The following is an 18,088-nucleotide window of genomic DNA, read 5'->3' as shown; positions in this document are numbered from 1 at the left end:
TGGGACGGTCGAGCGCGGTGGGGCGTGCGGGCCGAACGTGGGTCAGTCGTATCGGCTCTCCGACGATCCGTCAATCATGCCCAGGAGCAGGCCGTTTCCCATGTCAGCGAGGGACGAACAGGTTTTCGTGGCGGCGGCGGGACGGCCTGCAAGGCGTCAGTGGAGTGGACCGGTGGCGCGAACGGGTGAACATGCCCCGGAAGGGATACCGGCGGGAAGCGCCGCTCGCCGTACATCGGCGCCCCCGGCAGTGCCCCCGCATGTCGAAGGCCCGCGGTGCGCCGCCGTTCAGGCGCACCGCGGGCCTTCGTCCCCGTCAGCGAGTGCCGACCGCCGCTCGAACGGCCCGACGGGCCATCTGGCAGTCGTCGTGCAGCCGCCGCAGCAGCAGCCGCTGTTCCTCGCCGGACGGCGCAGCACCCGGATGGGCCGGTCCCGGTGCCGCCGGGGTCGCGTCGTGCATCGAACGCTGCACGGCCGTCTCGTACGTACGGATCTCCCTGGTCAGTACGAGCATCAGGTTCACCAGGAAGGCGTCGCGCGCCGCGGGACCGGCGGACTGCGCGAGCTGACTGATCTGGCGGCGCGCCACCGGAGCGTCACCGAGGACCGCCCACAGCGTCGCCAGGTCGTAGCCCGGCAGGTACCAGCCCGCGTGCTCCCAGTCCACCAGCACTGGACCGGCCGGTGAGAGCAGGATGTTCGACAGCAACGCGTCCCCGTGACAGAACTGGCCCATGCCCTGACGGCCCGCCGAGTGCGCGATGCCGTGCACCAGCTTCTGCAGGTCGCCCATGTCCCGGTCCGTGAGCAGACCCAGCTCATGGAAACGGGAGATCCGCTCCGCGTAGTCCAGCGGGGCGTCGAACGTCCCCGCCGGCGGCCGCCACGCGTTCAGGCGGCAGATCGCACCCAGTGCCGCCCGGATGTCCGCGCGGGGCGGCGCCTCCGCGGGGTGCCGCTGCAGCGCGGCCACCCGCCCCGGCATCCGCTCGATCACGAGGGTGCAGTTGTCCGGGTCCGCCGCGATCAGCCGGGGCACCCGGACCGGCGGCCGATGCCGCACGAACGATCGGTATGCCGCTATTTCGTGCCTGATCCGCTCCGCCCAGATCGAGGAGTGGTCCAGTAAACACTTGGCGACCGCCGTGCTGCGCCCCGTCGTGCCGACGAGGAGCACGGAGCGCCCGCTGCGGCGCAGTACCTGGACCGGAGCGAACTCCGGACAGATCCGGTGCACCGACGCGATCGCCGTGCGCAGCTGCGCGCCCTGGGGGCCGGACAAGTCGATTCTCCCGCTGAGCGGTTGGGTGCCGAGCCCCGGAACGCGCCGCGTCCTGCCGGCGCCGAGCACGGGGGCCGCCGGTCGAGCGGGGTCGAGGTAGGGGCCGCTGCCCGCCGCCACCGGGCGGGGGTGAAGCGACCGGGGCGGAGCGGACACGGAGGACGATGCTGTGTACATGGGCGAAACAGATCCCTTCGTGTGCCTGCAAGTTGCTGCGCTACCCGCCCCGGCCGCCCTGGTACACCCTGGGGGAATGTCCCTCGGCAACCGGGTCGGGGTGGCGCTTTCCTACCTGACACCGGATGCCCAGTGGCAGACCATCTGGCGCACCCTGGCGAACCCTGGCGAATAGTCGCTCAGCAACTGACAGAGGGTTACTGTCAACTCAGCCGAGAACCTGGGGGCTTGACGTGAACGGACAACCCAACACTCGTCTGTCGGATCTGTTCGGCCTGGCCGGCTGGTCCAAGGGCGAACTCGCGAGGCTGGTCAACAAGCAGGCGGCGGCCATGGGTCACCCTCAGCTGGCGACCGACACCTCACGGGTGCGGCGTTGGATCGACATGGGAGAGATCCCGCGTGATCCGGTTCCGCGAGTGCTGGCGGCTCTTTTCACCGAGCGTCTCGGCCGTGTCGTGACCATCGAGGACCTCGGTCTGGTGCGGCACGGGCGTGTGGGGAAACGGCCGGGCGGCGGGAATGTGGAACATCCCGACGGTGTGCCGTGGGCGCCCGAGCGAACCGCTGCGGTCCTCACCGAATTCACGGGAATGGACCTCATGCTCAACCGACGCGGCTTGGTGGGCGCGGGTGCCGCGCTCGCCGCGGGATCCGCACTCAGCAGTGCCATGCACGACTGGCTCCACACCGATCCGGCCCTCATGGCCGACGCCCCTGTAGTCGACAATCCCCTGCACGCCGACCCCGCTGGGTTCGACCGTTACGAGGCCGCCCCCATCGGGTCGCAGGAGATCGAGGAACTGGAGCGCTCGGTCGAGGTGTTCCGGGCCTGGGACGCGGCCCGCGGCGGCGGGTTGCAACGCAAGGCCGTGGTGGGCCAGCTCAACGAAGTGGGAGGCATGCTCTCCTACCGACACCCTGACCATCTGCAGCGCCGCCTGTGGGGCGTCGCCGCCAATCTCGCCGTCCTCGCGGGCTGGATGTCGCACGACGTCGGCCTGGAGCCCACGGCCCAGAAGTACTTCGTCATCGCCGCGCACGCGGCCAGAGAAGGCGGCGACCGGCCGCGCGCCGGGGAGGCGCTCTCCCGCGCCGCCCGTCAGATGGTGCACCTGGGCCGGCCCGACGACGCCCTGGACCTGATGAAGCTCGCCAAGTCGGGCTCGGGTTCCGAGATGTTGCCGCGCACCCGCGCCATGCTCTTCACGATCGAGGCCTGGGCTCAGGCGTCGATGGGCAAGGGCCAGGCCATGCGGCGCACCCTGGGGGAGGCGGAGGACCTCTTCGTCTCCGACAAGGGTGATGTGCCACCGCCGAGCTGGATGCAGATGTTCGACGAGGCGGACATGCACGGCATGCAGGCCCTGGCCTACCGGACGCTCGCGGAGCACGATCCGGCCGCGGCGACCACGGCGCAGCGCCACGCCAAGGAAGCGTTGCATCTGCGGGAGAACGGGCGGCAGCGGTCACAGATCTTCGACTGGCTGTCGCTGGCCTCGGCGTGTTTCATCGCGGACGACCCCGAGCAGGCGGACCGCTATGCCCGGCTGGCCCTGGTGTCGATGGGGGCGAACTCCTCCCACCGCACCTGGGACCGACTGCGCGAGATGTACCGGCTCACCGCCGAGTACTCCGGCTACCCGAAGATCCACGAACTGCGTGAGGAGATCCAACTCGCCCTCCCCAAGGGCTCGCTCAGGCCGAAGCGCGGGGGCACCACCACACAGGCATGAGTACGCCTTGCCTGTGCACAGAAAGGGTTCCAGGTCGGTCTGTGGGCCGGTCCAGGCGAGGTCTATGAGCCGATCCTGGCGATGAGCACGCAGGCGTCGTCCTCGCGCTCACTCTCGCCGAATTCCTCGACAACCGTCCGTACGCAGTCCTGGGCCGTGCGGGCTCCGCGGAAGCGCGGGGCCAGGTCGAGCAGCCTCTGGACGGCTTGCGCTCCATAGTGCCCGGGGACCAGTCCATCGGTGTGCAGGAGCAGCAGGTCGCCGTCTTCGAGGTTCTCTTCGGCCTGCCCGTAGACGGCCCCCGAGGTCGCCCCGAGCAGCACGCCGTCCGGCGCTGCCAGCATGCGCCCCGTCCCGTTGCGGAACAGCAGCGGGGCGGGGTGTCCTGCCTGTGCCCAGATGAGGGTGCGGGTCTCGGGCCGGTAGCGGCAGCAGACGGCGCTGCCGAGCGACGGCTGCACCGAGGCGTCGAGCAACTGGTTGAGCCAGGACATGAGCTGCCCGGGCCGGGTGCCCGCGACGGCCATGCCGCGCAGCGCGCCGAGCAGCATCGCCATGCCCGAGGCGACGGTGACACCCTGTCCGGTGAGGTCACCGACACTCAACAGCGTCGCTCCGTCGGGCAGTTCCATCGCGTCGTACCAGTCGCCGCCGATCAGCGCGCTGTTCGAGGAGGGCAGATGGCGGGCGGCGAGGTCCAGGGCCTCGGGGCCCCGCTGCGGGAACCGCAGGGAGCCGCGCCAGGGCGGCAGCACGGCCTCCTGCAGCTGGACCGCGAGCCTGCGCTCGCTCTGGGCGTGGTGCCGGTGCAGCTGAAGCGACTCACGGCTCTCGCTCACCGTCCGCTGGCTGCGGCGCAGTTCGCTGACGTCGCGCAGCACGGCCCACATCGCGGCGGTGCTGCCGTCGGTGTCGAGCACGGGCTCGCCCATCATGTGCACGGTCCGTACCCCGCCGTCGGGGCGCACGATGCGGAACTCGCCGTCGATGGGTTTCGCGTCGATGAGGCAGTCGGTGACCATCGCGGTCAGCATCGGCCGGTCCTCGTCGAGCATCAGCGACGGCAGTTCGTCGAGGGTGAGCGGGGGAGCGGCGGGGTCGCGGCCCAGGATGTCGTAGAGCTCTCCGGACCAACTGGCCTCGTCCGTGAGCAGGTTCCACTCGGCACTGCCCACCCGGCTGAGCAGCGAGCCGCGCCGGGGCGCGGCCGACACGGCCGGTGCGGCGGGCGCGCGGGCCGGCTCAGCGGGCACCGGCGGGGGTCCGTCCCGCAGCTGCGCCAAGTGCTCGTCGAGGTCGTCGAGTTGATGCACCGCCAGATCGCACAGCGCCCGCTGCCAGCGTCCTTGGGGGTCCGTGCCGTCGATGGGAGCGTCCCGCCGTACGGCGTCCATCTCGCCGCGCAGCCGTCGCGTCTGCGAAATGAGCGCGTCGACCGAGCCGCGCGGGGGCGGCTGGGCGGCTGGGCGGTCCGCAGAGAGATGGGACGGCATGACGCACTCCGAGGGGGGACGGTACGACCAGGGCTGGGCGGAAGGACCGTTACGACTGTTGCACAGCCCGCGACGCCCTGTAAGGGATTTGGCAACACACGATCCGGTGGTGCTTCTGGCATATGCCGCAGTCCAGACGGACGGGTCGACCGGCCTGGGTTCGGTACACGGGTCGCGCGCCCAAGTCGTAGAAAGCGTACGTGACTTGAGGGGTTCCAGGGGTGGCCGGGACCCGCCTTCATTTCTTTGTTCGACGGTCATATGTACGCCGCGCGTCCATGCCGGGGAACGAGGTGCCCGCGTTCACCGTGAACGGACGCAAGGCGACGGCGTTCGGCCGCTGTTCATTCGTCCCTCACCGCATCGGTATGACCCTTGGCGATTGCCGCGTGCACGCTGGCGCGCGGTGTGCCGCAGGGGCACTCCGGTGACGAGGGGGCGGGCGAATGACACCGATCAGCCGTAGAGGCTTCGTGGGACTCGGCACATCCATGGCGGCGGGCGCCGCGCTGGGCGTCGGCTCGCGCCCGGCGGCGGCCGCCGGCGCGACGACCGGCACCATCTCGGACGTACGGCACGTCGTCGTCCTCATGCAGGAGAACCGCAGCTTCGACCACTACTTCGGCCGCCTCAAGGGCGTCCGTGGCTTCGACGACCGCAGTGGCATCACCCTGTCCGGCGGGTACTCCGTCTTCAACCAGCCGAACGGCGCGGGACGGCAGTACCCGTGGAAGCTCAGCTCCACGCCCGCCGCGGGCGGCAAGGACGGCGAGACCCTCGCACAGTGCAACGGCGACCTCCCGCACTCCTGGTCCTCGCAGCACTCCGCCTGGAACAAGGGACGCCTCGACACCTGGGTCTCCGGCGTCGGCAACGTCCGCTCGCTCGGCTACCTCGACCGCTCCGACATCCCCTTCCACTACGCGCTCGCCGACAACTACACGATCTGCGACGCCTACTTCTGCTCCGCACTCAGCGCGACCGGCCCCAACCGCACCTATCTGTGGAGCGGCAAGGTCGACGGCTCCAGCTACGACGGCGGCGACGAGTCCGGACTGACCTGGCAGAACTACGCCGAGGCGCTCCAGACGGCCGGAGTGACCTGGAAGGTCTACCAGAACGCGCAGGACAACTACGGCGACAACGGCTGCGCCTACTTCAAGAAGTTCGCCTCCGCCAAGGCGGGCGACCCGCTGTACGACCGCGGCATGGCCTCCGTGCCGAAGGTCACCGGCTCCACCCCCGACGACATAGCCGCCGCCATCAAGGCCGACGTCCTCGCGGGCACCCTGCCCCAGGTCTCCTGGGTGGTCGCCAACCAGGCCTTCTCCGAGCACCCCTACGCCCCGCCCGGGGACGGCGCCCACTTCGTCGACCTGGTGTACAAGGCCCTCGCGGCCGACCCGGACGTCTTCGACTCCACCGTCCTGTTCCTCAACTACGACGAGAACGACGGTTTCTTCGACCACGTGCCGCCCCCGGCCCCGCCCGCGAACACGGCGGGGGAGTTTCTCAACGGCGTCCCGTACGGTCTCGGCTTCCGCGTCCCGATGCTCGTCATCTCGCCCTGGACGCGCGGTGGCTGGGTTTCCTCGGAGGTCTTCGACCACACCTCCGTCCTGCGCTTCCTGGAGACGTGGACGACGGCGCTCGGCAAGCCCGCCGCCTGCGCCAACATCAGTGCCTGGCGTCGCAAGGTCACCGGCGACCTCACCGGAGTCTTCGACTTCGGCAACCCGGCCTACGGGACGGTCCCGCTGCCCGCCACGAGCGTGCTCGGCATCGCCACCTGCGGCCCCCTGCCCAACCCGGTGCCGACCACCAATGCCCTGCCCGCCCAGGAGCCCGGCACCCGGCCCGCCCGCGCCCTGCCCTACCAGCCGAACGGTTACCTGGACCATCTGGAGTTCGGGACGAGCGGCAAGATCCTCGCCTGGTTCGCGATGGCCAACCAGGGCACCCCGGCCGGCAGGGCCGCGCACCTGTCGATCCACCCGAACGCCTACCGCGACACCACCCCCTGGCAGTACACCGTCGACGCCGGCGCCACCGCCTCCGACTCCTTCAACATCGGCTCGGGGTTCGGCAACGGCAAGTACGACTTCACCATGGCCGGCCCCAACCGCTTCCTGCGCCGCTTCAAGGGCGACGCGACCCAGGCGGGCAAGTCGGCCGAGGTGAGCACGCGTTACGCCACCGAACCCGGCACCGGCAGGACCGCCCTCTACTTCAAGATGACCAACTCCTCGGCCGCCCCGGTGAAGTTCACGATCACCTCGAACCAGTACCGCGGCGACGGGCCGTGGACGTACACCGTCGCCGCGGGCGGTTCGGCCGAGGACTTCTTCAACGCCGTCGCGTACCAGAACGGCTGGTACGACTTCACGATCACCGTCGACTCCGATGCGAGCTGGTCGCGCCGGTTCACCGGGCACATCGAGACGGGCACGGCGAGCGTCAGCGGCTGATCACGCGTAGAGGTCCGGGCGCGGGGCGAGTTCGACGGTCACCCGGGCGCCGCTCTCCAGCGCCCGGACCCCGGCCTCGGCGACGGCCGAGGCCGCGTACCCGTCCCACGCGCCGGGCCCGGTCACCTTCCCCTGCCGGGTGGCGTCCACCCAGGCCTGCACCTCGCGGTCGTAGGCGTCGGCGAACCGTACGAGGTAGTCCTGTGCCACCCCCTCGCGGGCACCGCCCGCCGTCGTCACCACCATGGTGTGCTCGTCCCCGATCCGTGCGCTCCCGGACTCGCAGACCGCTTCGCAGCGCACCTGGTAGCCGAAGCCGGAGTTGACGAAGACCTCGACGTCGACGAGGGCGCCTTCGGCCGTCTCGAACACCACGAACTGGGGGTCGACAAGACCCTCGGGGGCACCCGCGGACGGCCGAGGGCGCAGCACGGTCACGGCGGTGAGCTCCTGGTCGAGCAGCCAGCGTGCCACGTCGATCTCGTGCGAGACGGAGCTGTTGACCAGCATCGCCGAGGTGAAGCCGGGCGGGGAGGACACATTGCGGTGCGTGCAGTGCAGCATCAGCGGACGCCCCAGCCGCCGACTGTCCAGCAGGGACTTCAGGCGCTGGTACTCGGCGTCGTACCGGCGCATGAACCCGACCTGCACCAGCCTCCGGCCGAGCCGTGCCTCCGCCTCCACCACCCGCAGTGCCCCGGCCGACTCCGGCACCATCGGCTTCTCGCACAGCACCGGCAGACCGCGCTCGAAGGCCGCGAGCAGCGCCTCCTCGTGCGCGGGCCCGGGGGAGGCGATCAACACCGCCTGTACACCGGGCGCGTCGAGGGCCGCCGCCACCTCGGTGTGCACCGAGACACCGTCGATGCCGGTGACGGCGTCCTTGGCGCGCCCGGTGTCGGGATCGGCCACCGCCGCGACCCGGGCGCCGTTGACCACCCGATCGATCCGCCGTACGTGGTCGGCCCCCATGTGACCCGCACCCAGGACCGCGACACCCAACAGCTCACTCACGCGCTCACCTCTCCGGCAGACAGCTCTGGAGGCGATTGTCTGCCGGAATGATCAGTAGCGCAGCACCCCGGCGATGCCTTTCGCGTCACCGAGGCTGCCGTCGGGGACGAAGCGGACCTCCGCTCCGGTCTCCAGACACTGCTCGACGATCTCGTCGACGATGTCCTCGCGGGCGTCCAGATCACCGCTCTCGGCCGGGATCAGATGGTCGCCGCCGTCGTCGCGTACCGTCACGCGGTAGTTCTCCTCGACGGCCAGCAGCCGGACCCGGCCCTGGGAGGCGTTCTGCCACACCTCGTCGACCCCGGCCGCGAACTCCTTGCGGCCACGGGCCGACTCGAGTTCGCGCGCCACCGCGTCGGTGTCCCTGCGCTCCTCGGCGCTGATCAGCGGACGGACCGCCTGCCACACGGCGTCGGGGGTGCCGTGCGCGAGTCCGCCGTGCGGGATGTGCGTGGCGTCCTTGGTGACCGTGCCGACCTCGTCGAGGAGGGAGAGCGCGGCGGTCTCGCCGGTGACGTACAGCGGACGCGGATCCTCGCGCAGGACGGCGCTCATCGCGGTGTCGGCGTCCCGCACGAAGTGCTTGGTCCGTTCGTCACGGAAGGTGCTCGGCAGGTCTCCGATGCGCTCCTTGCGCTCGGCGTTCGGGTCCTCGAGGCTGCGGGTCCGCGGGAAACCGCCGATGCGCTCCTCGGTGACCCGGTCGGCGCCGCCGTTCCACAGCGTCACCCGGTCGGCCGAGACCGCGAGCACCCAGAACGGCCGCTCCGAGACCTGTGCGGCGACGAGGTTGCGGGTCAGGAAGGTGTCCGAGAGCACCACGCGTTCGGGCACCGTGCGGGCCAGCGACCACACCTGGTGCTCGCCGGGTGCCGCGAAGATCGCGAGGCCCTCCTCCGCGTGCGCCAGGTCGACCTCCGAGAGGGCCTGGTCGAGCTGCTGGACGAGGTCGGTGCGCCGCTCACGGGTGACCGCCGGATCGGACTCGATCTGTTTCTTGGCCTCGGCCACGACATTGCGCAGCCGGACCGGATCCTGGGCGTTGTCGGGTTCGCGGCGGTGCGTGGGCGTCAGCACCGACACCGCGGGATAAGGCCGCGGCCTGCGCAGCATGGTGAGGGTCGCTGGGCTGAGTGCGTGCTCCATAACAGCACGATAGAGCCGATTCAGTTATCGGGCATTTGGGGCAATTGATTGTTAGTGTCGCTCGGGTCGCCAGATGACGTTCCCCGCGTCGTCGTCGCACGACGACGCCCGCCTCCGCAGGACGCCCATGACGCAGGCCGACACCGAAACCCATGCGCCCCCGGCCGCCAAACTGACGCTGCCGACCCTCACCACGATGGTCGTCGGCTCCATGGTCGGGGCCGGGGTCTTCTCCCTGCCGCGCCTGTTCGCCCAGGAGACGGGCGTGGCGGGCGCCCTGATCGCCTGGGCCGTCGCGGGCACCGGAATGCTGATGCTCGCCTTCGTCTTCCAGCGGCTCGCGGTCCGCAGGCCCGACCTCGACGCGGGCGTGTACGCGTACGCCAAGGCCGGTTTCGGCGAGTACCTGGGCTTCTTCTCGGCGTTCGGCTACTGGGCCAGCGCCTGCGTCGGCAACGTGACGTACTGGGTGCTCATCATGTCGACGATCGGGGCCGTCGCCCCGGCACTCGGCGACGGTGACACCCTGCTCGCCGTCGCCCTGTCCTCGGTGGGCCTGTGGTGCTTCTTCTTCCTCATCCGCAGAGGCGTGAAGGAGGCCGCGGCCATCAACCGGATCGTCACCGTCGCCAAGGTCGTGCCGATCCTCGTCTTCGTCGTCCTGGCGCTCTTCTACCTCAAGCCCCATGTCTTCGCCGAGAACTTCGCCGGCGCCGACTATGCCGGTTCGCTGTTCAACCAGGTCAAGGGCACCATGCTGGCCACCGTCTTCGTGTTCCTCGGTGTGGAGGGCGCGAGTGTCTACTCGCGGCACGCCCGACGCCGCGAGGACGTCGGCCGGGCGACCGTCCTCGGCTTCCTGAGCGTCTTCGCCATCTTCGCCTCCGTCACCATCGTGTCGTACGGACTCCTGCCGATGAGCGAGATCGCCGAGCTGCGGCAGCCCTCCATGGCCGGGGTCCTGGAGAGCGCGGTCGGCACCTGGGGCAAGGCCTTCGTGAGTGTCGGCCTGATCGTCTCGGTGCTCGGCGCCTATCTCGCCTGGACGTTGATGGCGGCCGAGGTGCTCTTCGTCGCGGCCGGGGACGAGGACATGCCCCGCTTCCTCGGCCGCTCCACCGCCGCCGACGTGCCCGTGCCCGCGCTGCTGATGACGACGCTGCTCACCCAGGTCGTACTGGTCGTCACCCTGTTCTCGGACGACGCGTTCAGCTTCGCGCTCGACCTGACCAGCGCCCTCACCCTGATCCCGTTCCTGCTCGCGGCGGCCTTCGCCCTGAAGACCGCACGGGGGAGACCCGGCGGTGACCTGGTCGTCGCCGCGCTCGCCACCCTCTACACCGCGTTCCTGCTCTACGCGGCCGGACCGAAGTACCTCCTCGTCTCCTTCATCGTCTACGCGCCCGCCACGGTGCTGTTCGTGATGGCCCGGCGCGAACAGGGCAGACGGCTGTTCTCACCCCGGGAACTCGTCATCCTTCTCGTCTCGATCGCCGGCGCGGTCCTGGGGATCGTCGCCCTGGCGCTGGGCTGGATCAGCCTCTGACCCGCCCGTCCCCGCCCCGGAGAAAGGCACACCGTGACCAGTCAAGACACCACCGGCCGCCCGGCGTACGGCGTCCACTCCGAGGTCGGCAGACTGCGCAAGGTACTCGTCTGCGCGCCCGGTCTCGCGCACCGCCGGCTCACTCCCACCAACTCCGGCGACCTGCTCTTCGACGACGTCATGTGGGTCGAGAACGCCCAGCGCGACCACGCCGACTTCGTCAACAAGATGCGCGAACGGGGCGTCGAGGTCGTCGAACTGCACGATCTGCTCGCCGGGACCATGGCGCTCCCGGTCGCCAGGGACTGGCTCCTGGACCGGAAGATCACCCCGAACGAGGTCGGTGTCGGACTCGTCGACGGCACCCGCGCCTTCCTGGAGACACTGGAACCGGCCCGGCTCGCCACGTTCCTGATCGGCGGTCTCGCCACCGCCGACCTGCCCGAGGACCACCGCTCCGCCTACCTCGCACTGGCCCGTGAGTCCACGGGCGTACCCGAGTACCTGATGCCACCGCTGCCCAACACCCTCTACACCCGCGACACGACCTGCTGGCTGTACGAGGGCCTCACGCTCAACCCGCTGTACTGGCCGGCCCGGCACGACGAGACGCTCCTGATGAAGGCGATCTACACCTTCCACCCCGACTTCGCGGGCTCGACCGTGTGGTGGGGCGATCCCGAACGGGACTGGCGGGAGGCCACATTCGAGGGCGGGGACATCATGCCGGTCGGCAACGGCGTCGTGCTCATGGGCATGAGCGAGCGCACCTCACGCCAGGCCATCACCCAGGTCGCGTCGGCCCTGTTCGAGAACGGCGCCGCCGAGCACGTGATCGTCGCGGGCCTGCCGAAGCTGCGCTCCGCGATGCACCTCGACACGGTCTTCACCTTCGCCGACCGCGACCTGGTGACCCTCTATCCGACCATCATGGACGCCGTCCGCACCTTCTCCCTGCGCCCGAGCGACAAGGCCCCCGGCATCGAACTCACCGACGAGGGCGCACGCCCCTTCACCGAGGTCGTCGCCAAGGCCCTCGGGCTGTCGGAACTGCGGATCGTGGAGACGGGCGGGGACGTGTACGCCTCCGAGCGGCAGCAGTGGGACAGCGGCAACAACGCGGTCGCGCTGGAACCGGGCGTGGTGGTCACCTACGACCGCAACACCCAGACCAACACCCTGCTGCGCAAGGCCGGGATCGAGGTCATCACCATCGTCGGCGCCGAGCTGGGGCGTGGCCGGGGCGGCGGCCACTGCATGACCTGCCCCATCATCAGGGACCCGGTGGAGTTGTGAACGCTCAGAACACGTCCGGATCCGCCGCCTTCCAGTCCGCCTCCCAGGACGCGGGCGGCTCCGCCAGCAGCACCCCGGGCGCCGGCCACTCGTAGAGCTGCGCGTACGACCGTACGGTCGCCGGGTCCGTACGCCGCAGCAGCTGATGCGGTCCGAGCTCGGCCGGATCGCGTACCCCCATGGCGGCCATGATCCGGCTCGCGCTGTGGACCGTGGCCCGCTGGTAGCGGTGCACCCGCGCCGACTTGTCGGCCACGTCCAGCGCGCGCACCCGGCGCGGGTCCTGGGTCGCGACCCCGACCGGGCAGGTGTTGGTGTGGCAGCGCCGGGCCTGGAGGCAGCCGAGCGCCCACATCATCGCGCGAGCCGCGTTCGTGTAGTCGGCGCCCTGCGCCAGTCGTTTGACGATGTCCGAACCGGTGGCGACCCGGCCGCTCGCGCCGATCCGCACACGGCCGCGCAGCCCGCTGCCGACCAGCGCGTTGTGCACCGTGATCAGCCCTTCGGTCAGGGGCGTACCGAGGGAGGCGGCGAACTCCGGCGGCGCGGCCCCCGTACCGCCCTCGGCGCCGTCGACCACGATGAAGTCGGGCGAGACTCCCTCGGCGAGCATCGCCTTGCAGACGGCGAGGAACTGGCGGCGCGAGCCGACACAGAGCTTGAAACCGGTCGGTTTGCCGCCCGCCAGCTCCCGCATCCGGGCGAGGAAGCACACCAGCTCGCGCGGGGTCGAGAACACCCGGTGGTACGGCGGTGACACCACCGCCTCGCCCTCCGGGACGCCGCGGCCCCGGGCGATCTCGGCGCTCACCTTGGCGCCGGGCAGCACCCCGCCGATGCCCGGCTGCGCCCCCTGGGAGAGCTTCAGCGACACGCACTTGACCTCCGGCAGCGCGGCCTTGTCCGCGAACTCCCTTGCTTCGAAGTCCCCTTCCGGGGTGCGGCAGCCGAAGTACCCGCTGCCGATCTCCCAGATCAGGTCGCCGCCGCCCCGCAGATGGTGGTCCGAAAGACCGCCCTCGCCGGTGTCGTGCGCGAAACCGCCGAGCGCCGCGCCCCTGCTGAGCGCCAGGATCGCGTGCGAGGACAGCGCCCCGAAGCTCATCGCGGAGACGTTCAGCAGGGCCATGTCGTACGGCTGGGTGCAGTCCGGGCCGCCCACACGCACCACGGGCGGCTCGTCCGGCATCTCGACCGGGCGCATCGACGGTTCCAGGTACTCGTACCCGTCCCCGTACGGGTCCAGCCCGGTGCCGAAGGGCTCCTCGGCCTCGACGCCCCGGGCGCGCTCGTACACGATGGCGCGCACATCACGGTCGTCGGGCCGCAGGAGGAAGCGGAGGTGACCGAGCAGGGGACGGTTGCGCAGGACCGCCTGGCGGCGCTGGGCCAGGTCCCGGACGGCGAGCGCGGTCAGGGCGAGCAGTACGGTGGCCGCCCACCACCACCAGGGCGAGACGGCCCATGCCAGGACCAGCGCCCCGGCCGCACCCAGGGCGACGAACAGCGGCAAGAGCATCCGGCGCACACCATGAGTCAAACCCATGGGGCGGAAAGGGGCGAAAGGGGGCATGCCGCTCGGGTCCCCGACGATCCCCCCACGGGCGCCCCGGCGGATGTTGAGGAAGACTTTGCCCGTGGCCGATTCCCGCTCGCAGGCGCCCGGCAGCGGGCCCGTCCATCCATCCGCGGGATGCAAAGCGCGGCCGAAACCGTCGGGGTGATGGGTCCGGTCAGGTTACGGACGTGTTGACGTCACTTGCGCACATGACACAACCTCGTCATATAGCTGCCCAATACAACTGGTTTTGCGGAGGCGTCGACCCGCCCATGAAACCGCAGGCAGGCGCGGTGTTCCCAGCAGAACCGGACGCGGGAGGTAACACATGTGCGGCATCACCGGCTGGGTCTCCTTCGACCGCGACCTGCGCGCCGAGGCGGAGACATTGGATGCAATGACGGAGACGATGTCCTGCCGGGGCCCCGACGACCGCGGCACCTGGACCGAGGGGCCCGCGGCCCTCGGGCACCGCCGGCTCGCGATCATCGACCTGCCCGGCGGACGCCAGCCCATGACCGCCGAGACCCCGGACGGCACGGTCGCGCTCGTCTATTCGGGGGAGGCCTACAACTTCACCGAGCTGCGCCGCGAGCTGACCGACCGCGGACACCGTTTCGCCACCGACTCCGACACCGAGGTGGTGCTGCGCGGCTACCTCGAATGGGGCGAGGCACTCCCCGAACGGCTCAACGGGATGTACGCCTTCGCGGTCTGGGACGGCCGGCACGACAAGCTCGTGATGATCCGCGACCGCATGGGCATCAAGCCCTTCTACTACTACCCGACCCCCGACGGCGTCCTCTTCGGCTCCGAACCCAAGGCGATCCTCGCCAACCCGCTGGTCCCGGCCCGGGTCCGCCTGGACGGACTGCGCGAGCTGTTCACCTTCGTCAAGACGCCCGGACACGCGGTCTGGGACGGCATGCGCGAGGTGGAGCCCGGCACCGTCGTCACCGTCGACCGCTCCGGTCTGCGCCGCCGCGTCTACTGGCAGCTGGAGACCCGGCCGCACACCGACGACCGCGACGCCACCATCGCCACCGTCCGCTCGCTCCTCGAGGACATCGTGCGCCGCCAGCTCGTCGCCGACGTGCCGCGCTGCACCCTGCTCTCCGGCGGACTCGACTCCTCCGCCATGACCGCGCTGGCCGCCCGGCAGCTCGGCGAGCACGGCGAGAAGGTCCGCAGCTTCGCCGTCGACTTCGTCGGCCAGACCGACCACTTCGTCGCCGACGAGCTGCGGGGCACCCCTGACACCCCCTTCGTGCACGACGTGGCCCGCGCCTCGGCCACCGACCACCAGGACATCGTCCTCGACGCGCACGCCCTGGCCGACCTCGACGTCCGCGCGAAGGTGATCAGGGCCCGCGACCTGCCCATGGGCTTCGGCGACATGGACGCCTCCCTGTACCTGCTCTTCCAGGCCATCCGCGAGCACTCCACGGTCGCGCTCTCCGGGGAGTCGGCGGACGAGGTCTTCGGCGGCTATCTGCAGTTCTTCGACGAGGAGGCCCGCAGCGCCGAGACCTTCCCCTGGCTCGTCCGGTTCAGCCGGGACTTCGGCGACGACGCCGACGTACTGCGCCCGGACCTCACCAAGGCGCTGGACCTGGAGTCGTACGTCGCCGACGGCTATCGCACGGCCGTCGCGGGCATCCGGCGCCTCGACGGCGAGAGCGACTTCGAGTACCGGATGCGGCGGATCTGCCACCTCCACCTGACCCGCTTCGTCCGCGTCCTGCTCGACCGCAAGGACCGCGCGAGCATGGCCGTCGGCCTGGAGGTGCGGGTGCCGTTCTGCGACCACCGGCTCGTCGAGTACGTCTACAACGCGCCCTGGTCCCTGAAGTCCTTCGACGGACGGGAGAAGAGCCTGCTGCGGGAGGCGACCGCGGACCTGATCCCCGAGTCCGTGTACGACAGGGTCAAGAGCCCCTATCCCTCGACGCAGGATCCCAAGTACGCGATCGCCCTCCAGGAACATGCCAAGGACCTCCTGGCCCGGCCCGCGCACCCGGTCTTCGACCTCGTCGACCGGGAGCGGGTCCGCCGGGCCGCCCACCGCGACAGCCCGCAGGTCACGCAGGCGTCGCGGCGGGGCCTGGAGCGCACCCTGGATCTGGCGCTGTGGCTGGACATGTACGCCCCGGACGTGCTCCTTACCTGAGCGCCCGGTCGGCGGCCGCCTGCGAGGGCTTCCACCACGAGGTCACCGGCTCCCACACCAGGACGACGCGGCCGACGCCCAGCTCGCGCGCGGTGAACGAGCGCCCGAAGCGCATGGGGTCCGCCGAGACGCTGATCCCCTCCACCCGGCGGGCCTCCGGGTCCGCCGGGTCGGCGATGGTCCGCAGGGCGGCGTACGCCGTCCGTCCCGCCTCGAGCAGGTACGGCCCGCTGCGCCCCGCGGGCACCGGCAGGGCGCCGCCGTCGAGGTCCCCGAAGACAACGGTCGGGATGCGATCGACGGTGCACGCCCGGGTGGAGCGGTTGGTGACGCCGAGGTGCAGCAGGGTGGGGTCCGCGGAGCGGTGGGCGTGGACGGAGACGGCCTTCTCCGCGCACTGAGCGGGCCGCGCGTCGGCCGAGCCGCTCTGCGGCACGGCGAGCAGCAGCGTCACGGCGACGGCCGGGAGGGCGAGAACGGGTCGGACGCGCATCGGTGGGTTCCCCCTGTTTCGGTCACGAGCGGTGTGACAAGCGGTGTCACGAGCGATGTCATGCGTGGTGTCACGATCGGTGAGCGACGCCTGCTCAGTGTGACGGCCCAGGTGTCCTCCGGGTTGTATCCGACCACTCAGGGCGGCGTCGCGTCCTCCGGGCCGCAGGAGCTGCCGTTGTCCGGCAGCGAGCCGTACAGCAGGAAGTCGGTGACCTTCTGGCGCACGCACTTGGACGACGCGTACCCGGTGTGGCCCTCGCCCTTGTTGTCGAGCACGACGGCCGCGGAGCCGAGCCGCTCGGCGGTCTCCTCGGCCCAGCGGTACGGGGTCGCGGGGTCCCCGCGGGTGCCGACGAGGAGCATCTTCGGCGTGTGGACATCGCGTACCTTCTCGCGGATGTAGTCGCTGCCCCTGGGGCGGCCGTAGCACATCAGCAGCTCGTTGAGGCGGAGCGGGCCGAAGACCGGCGACGCCTCCTGGTAGGCGGCCTTCAGCTCGTCGATCTCCTTGGTGAGCCGCGCGGCGCTGGGCCGATCGGGGTCGTCGGCGCAGTTGATCGCCAGGAGTGCGGTCTCGAGGTTGTCCGGGGGCACGTTCGCGGGGTCGACCAGCCCGCTGTACGTGGCGTGGGGCAGCGCGACGCCGCCCCCGGCCGCCTGCAACAGTGGGCTCGGGTCCCCGTCCTGGACGAGTGAGGCGAGGGACCGCTCGAGTTTCGGCCACTCCTTGCGTTCGAAGAGTTCGAGCCCCATGGTCGCCACCAGGTCCTGGCCGGAGAACTGCTGCCCGAAGTTCGTCGGCACCGGGTTCTTGTCCAGCGAGGCGACGAGCCGGGCGACCCGCTGACGGGCATCGCGCGGATCCTGCCCGAACGGGCACGAGGTGTCCTGGGCGCACCAGGTGAGGAAGTCCTCCAGGGCGGTCTGCTGCCCCTCGGCGCTCACCAGGCCCGACTCGGACAGCGGCTCGGTGAGCGTATCCACGCCGTCGAGCACCATGCGCCCCGTCTTGTCGGGGAACTGGCTCGCGTACACCGCGCCCAGGCGTGTTCCGTACGAGAATCCCAGGTAGTTGAGCTTCTTGTCGCCGAGGGCCTGGCGCATCACGTCCAGGTCCCGGGAGGCGTTGACCGTGCCGATGTGGGCCAGTACCGGGCTGGAGTGCCTGGCACACGCGTCGGCGTCCTTCCGCACCTGCTTGAGGAGTGCCTCCGGGCTGCTGTCGTGGGTGGCGGCGCCCGCCGCGCCGGGGGCCTGGCCCATGTCGCCGCCGCAGCTGACGGGAGAGGACCGGCCGACACCACGCGGGTCGAAGGTCACCACGTCGTAGCCGTTGGTGAGCGGCATGAAGTCCTTGCCGCTCACGGCGAGCTGCGGAACTCCCGGGACGCCGGGGCCGCCGAAGTTCAGCAGTACGGATCCCCTCGACACGCCGGTGGCGCGGTAGCGGGCCAGCGCGAGGTCGAGCGTCCCGGCCCCCGGGTGCGCGTAGTCCAGCGGGACGGTCACCTGCCCGCACTGCAGATCCGCGGGCATTGCGTCGCCCTTGCAGGTGCCCCACTTGATCTGCTGGTGGTAGAAGCGGGACAGGTCGGGGCCCTGGGCGGCCGTCGCCACCCCCGAGGGCAGCCCCGCCGCCAGCAGGGCCAGTGCCACGACGCCGGCTCCGGCGTACGCCCAGCGTTGGTGCGCGGACAGCAT

At 70.7% G+C, this 18,088-nt stretch carries 12 protein-coding genes; 5 read left to right on the top strand and 7 right to left on the bottom strand.

Going from position 1 to position 18,088, the window contains the following annotated elements:
* Positions 1 to 316 precede the first annotated feature (316 nt).
* Positions 317 to 1,462, bottom strand: a complete 1,146-nt coding sequence (locus ACZ69M_RS05255) for an aminoglycoside phosphotransferase family protein (RefSeq protein ID WP_075025831.1) — start codon at positions 1,460 to 1,462, stop codon at positions 317 to 319.
* Between the two features lie 233 nt (positions 1,463 to 1,695).
* On the opposite strand from ACZ69M_RS05255, the gene ACZ69M_RS05250 reads away from it, so the two are divergent.
* Entirely contained in the window at positions 1,696 to 3,198 is a 1,503-nt protein-coding gene (locus ACZ69M_RS05250) for a DNA-binding protein NsdB (protein ID WP_470046775.1), read from the top strand.
* A 62-nt stretch (positions 3,199 to 3,260) separates the two neighbouring features.
* Here the strand turns inward: ACZ69M_RS05250 and ACZ69M_RS05245 are convergent, their stop codons facing one another.
* On the bottom strand, positions 3,261 to 4,691 hold the full coding sequence (locus ACZ69M_RS05245) for a PP2C family protein-serine/threonine phosphatase (RefSeq protein WP_470046773.1): 1,431 nt from the start codon (positions 4,689 to 4,691) through the stop codon (positions 3,261 to 3,263).
* A 446-nt stretch (positions 4,692 to 5,137) separates the two neighbouring features.
* Between ACZ69M_RS05245 and ACZ69M_RS05240 the strand changes: the two genes are divergently transcribed.
* Entirely contained in the window at positions 5,138 to 7,159 is a 2,022-nt protein-coding gene (locus ACZ69M_RS05240; RefSeq protein WP_470046771.1) for a phosphocholine-specific phospholipase C, read from the top strand.
* On the opposite strand, the gene ACZ69M_RS05235 is transcribed toward ACZ69M_RS05240, so the two are convergent.
* Positions 7,160 to 8,173, bottom strand: coding sequence for a Gfo/Idh/MocA family protein (locus ACZ69M_RS05235; RefSeq protein ID WP_470046769.1), 1,014 nt, complete (start codon positions 8,171 to 8,173; stop codon positions 7,160 to 7,162).
* A 51-nt stretch (positions 8,174 to 8,224) separates the two neighbouring features.
* Positions 8,225 to 9,322 carry a baeRF3 domain-containing protein gene (locus tag ACZ69M_RS05230; protein WP_470046767.1) on the bottom strand — a complete coding sequence of 366 codons (1,098 nt, stop codon included), beginning with the start codon at positions 9,320 to 9,322 and terminating at the stop codon, positions 8,225 to 8,227.
* A gap of 127 nt (positions 9,323 to 9,449) precedes the next feature.
* Here ACZ69M_RS05230 and ACZ69M_RS05225 point away from each other — a divergent pair, with 127 nt between their 5' ends.
* Positions 9,450 to 10,868 carry a basic amino acid/polyamine antiporter gene (locus tag ACZ69M_RS05225; protein ID WP_470047528.1) on the top strand — a complete coding sequence of 473 codons (1,419 nt, stop codon included), beginning with the start codon at positions 9,450 to 9,452 and terminating at the stop codon, positions 10,866 to 10,868.
* 33 nt (positions 10,869 to 10,901) lie between these two features.
* A complete protein-coding gene (locus ACZ69M_RS05220) occupies positions 10,902 to 12,164 on the top strand; it encodes an arginine deiminase (RefSeq protein ID WP_470046765.1) in 1,263 nt (420 codons plus the stop codon).
* Between the two features lie 4 nt (positions 12,165 to 12,168).
* On the opposite strand, the gene ACZ69M_RS05215 is transcribed toward ACZ69M_RS05220, so the two are convergent.
* The gene (locus ACZ69M_RS05215) at positions 12,169 to 13,683 is read right to left on the bottom strand and encodes an FMN-binding glutamate synthase family protein (protein WP_470046763.1); all 1,515 of its coding nucleotides are present in this window, start codon (positions 13,681 to 13,683) and stop codon (positions 12,169 to 12,171) included.
* A gap of 367 nt (positions 13,684 to 14,050) precedes the next feature.
* On the opposite strand from ACZ69M_RS05215, the gene asnB reads away from it, so the two are divergent.
* Positions 14,051 to 15,892: an asparagine synthase (glutamine-hydrolyzing) gene (gene asnB, locus ACZ69M_RS05210; RefSeq protein WP_470046762.1), complete on the top strand. Its 1,842-nt coding sequence runs from the start codon at positions 14,051 to 14,053 to the stop codon at positions 15,890 to 15,892.
* Here asnB and ACZ69M_RS05205 read toward each other — a convergent pair.
* Positions 15,885 to 16,385 (bottom strand): DUF4232 domain-containing protein, encoded by a 501-nt coding sequence (locus ACZ69M_RS05205; protein WP_470046760.1) that lies wholly within the window; start codon positions 16,383 to 16,385, stop codon positions 15,885 to 15,887. The genes asnB and ACZ69M_RS05205 overlap by 8 nt on opposite strands.
* A gap of 137 nt (positions 16,386 to 16,522) precedes the next feature.
* A complete protein-coding gene (locus tag ACZ69M_RS05200; RefSeq protein WP_470046758.1) occupies positions 16,523 to 18,088 on the bottom strand; it encodes an alpha/beta hydrolase in 1,566 nt (521 codons plus the stop codon).

The sequence above is a fragment of the Streptomyces sp. NPDC107454 genome, assembly GCF_055582885.1.
This window is presented reverse-complemented; position numbering and strand designations above follow the sequence as displayed.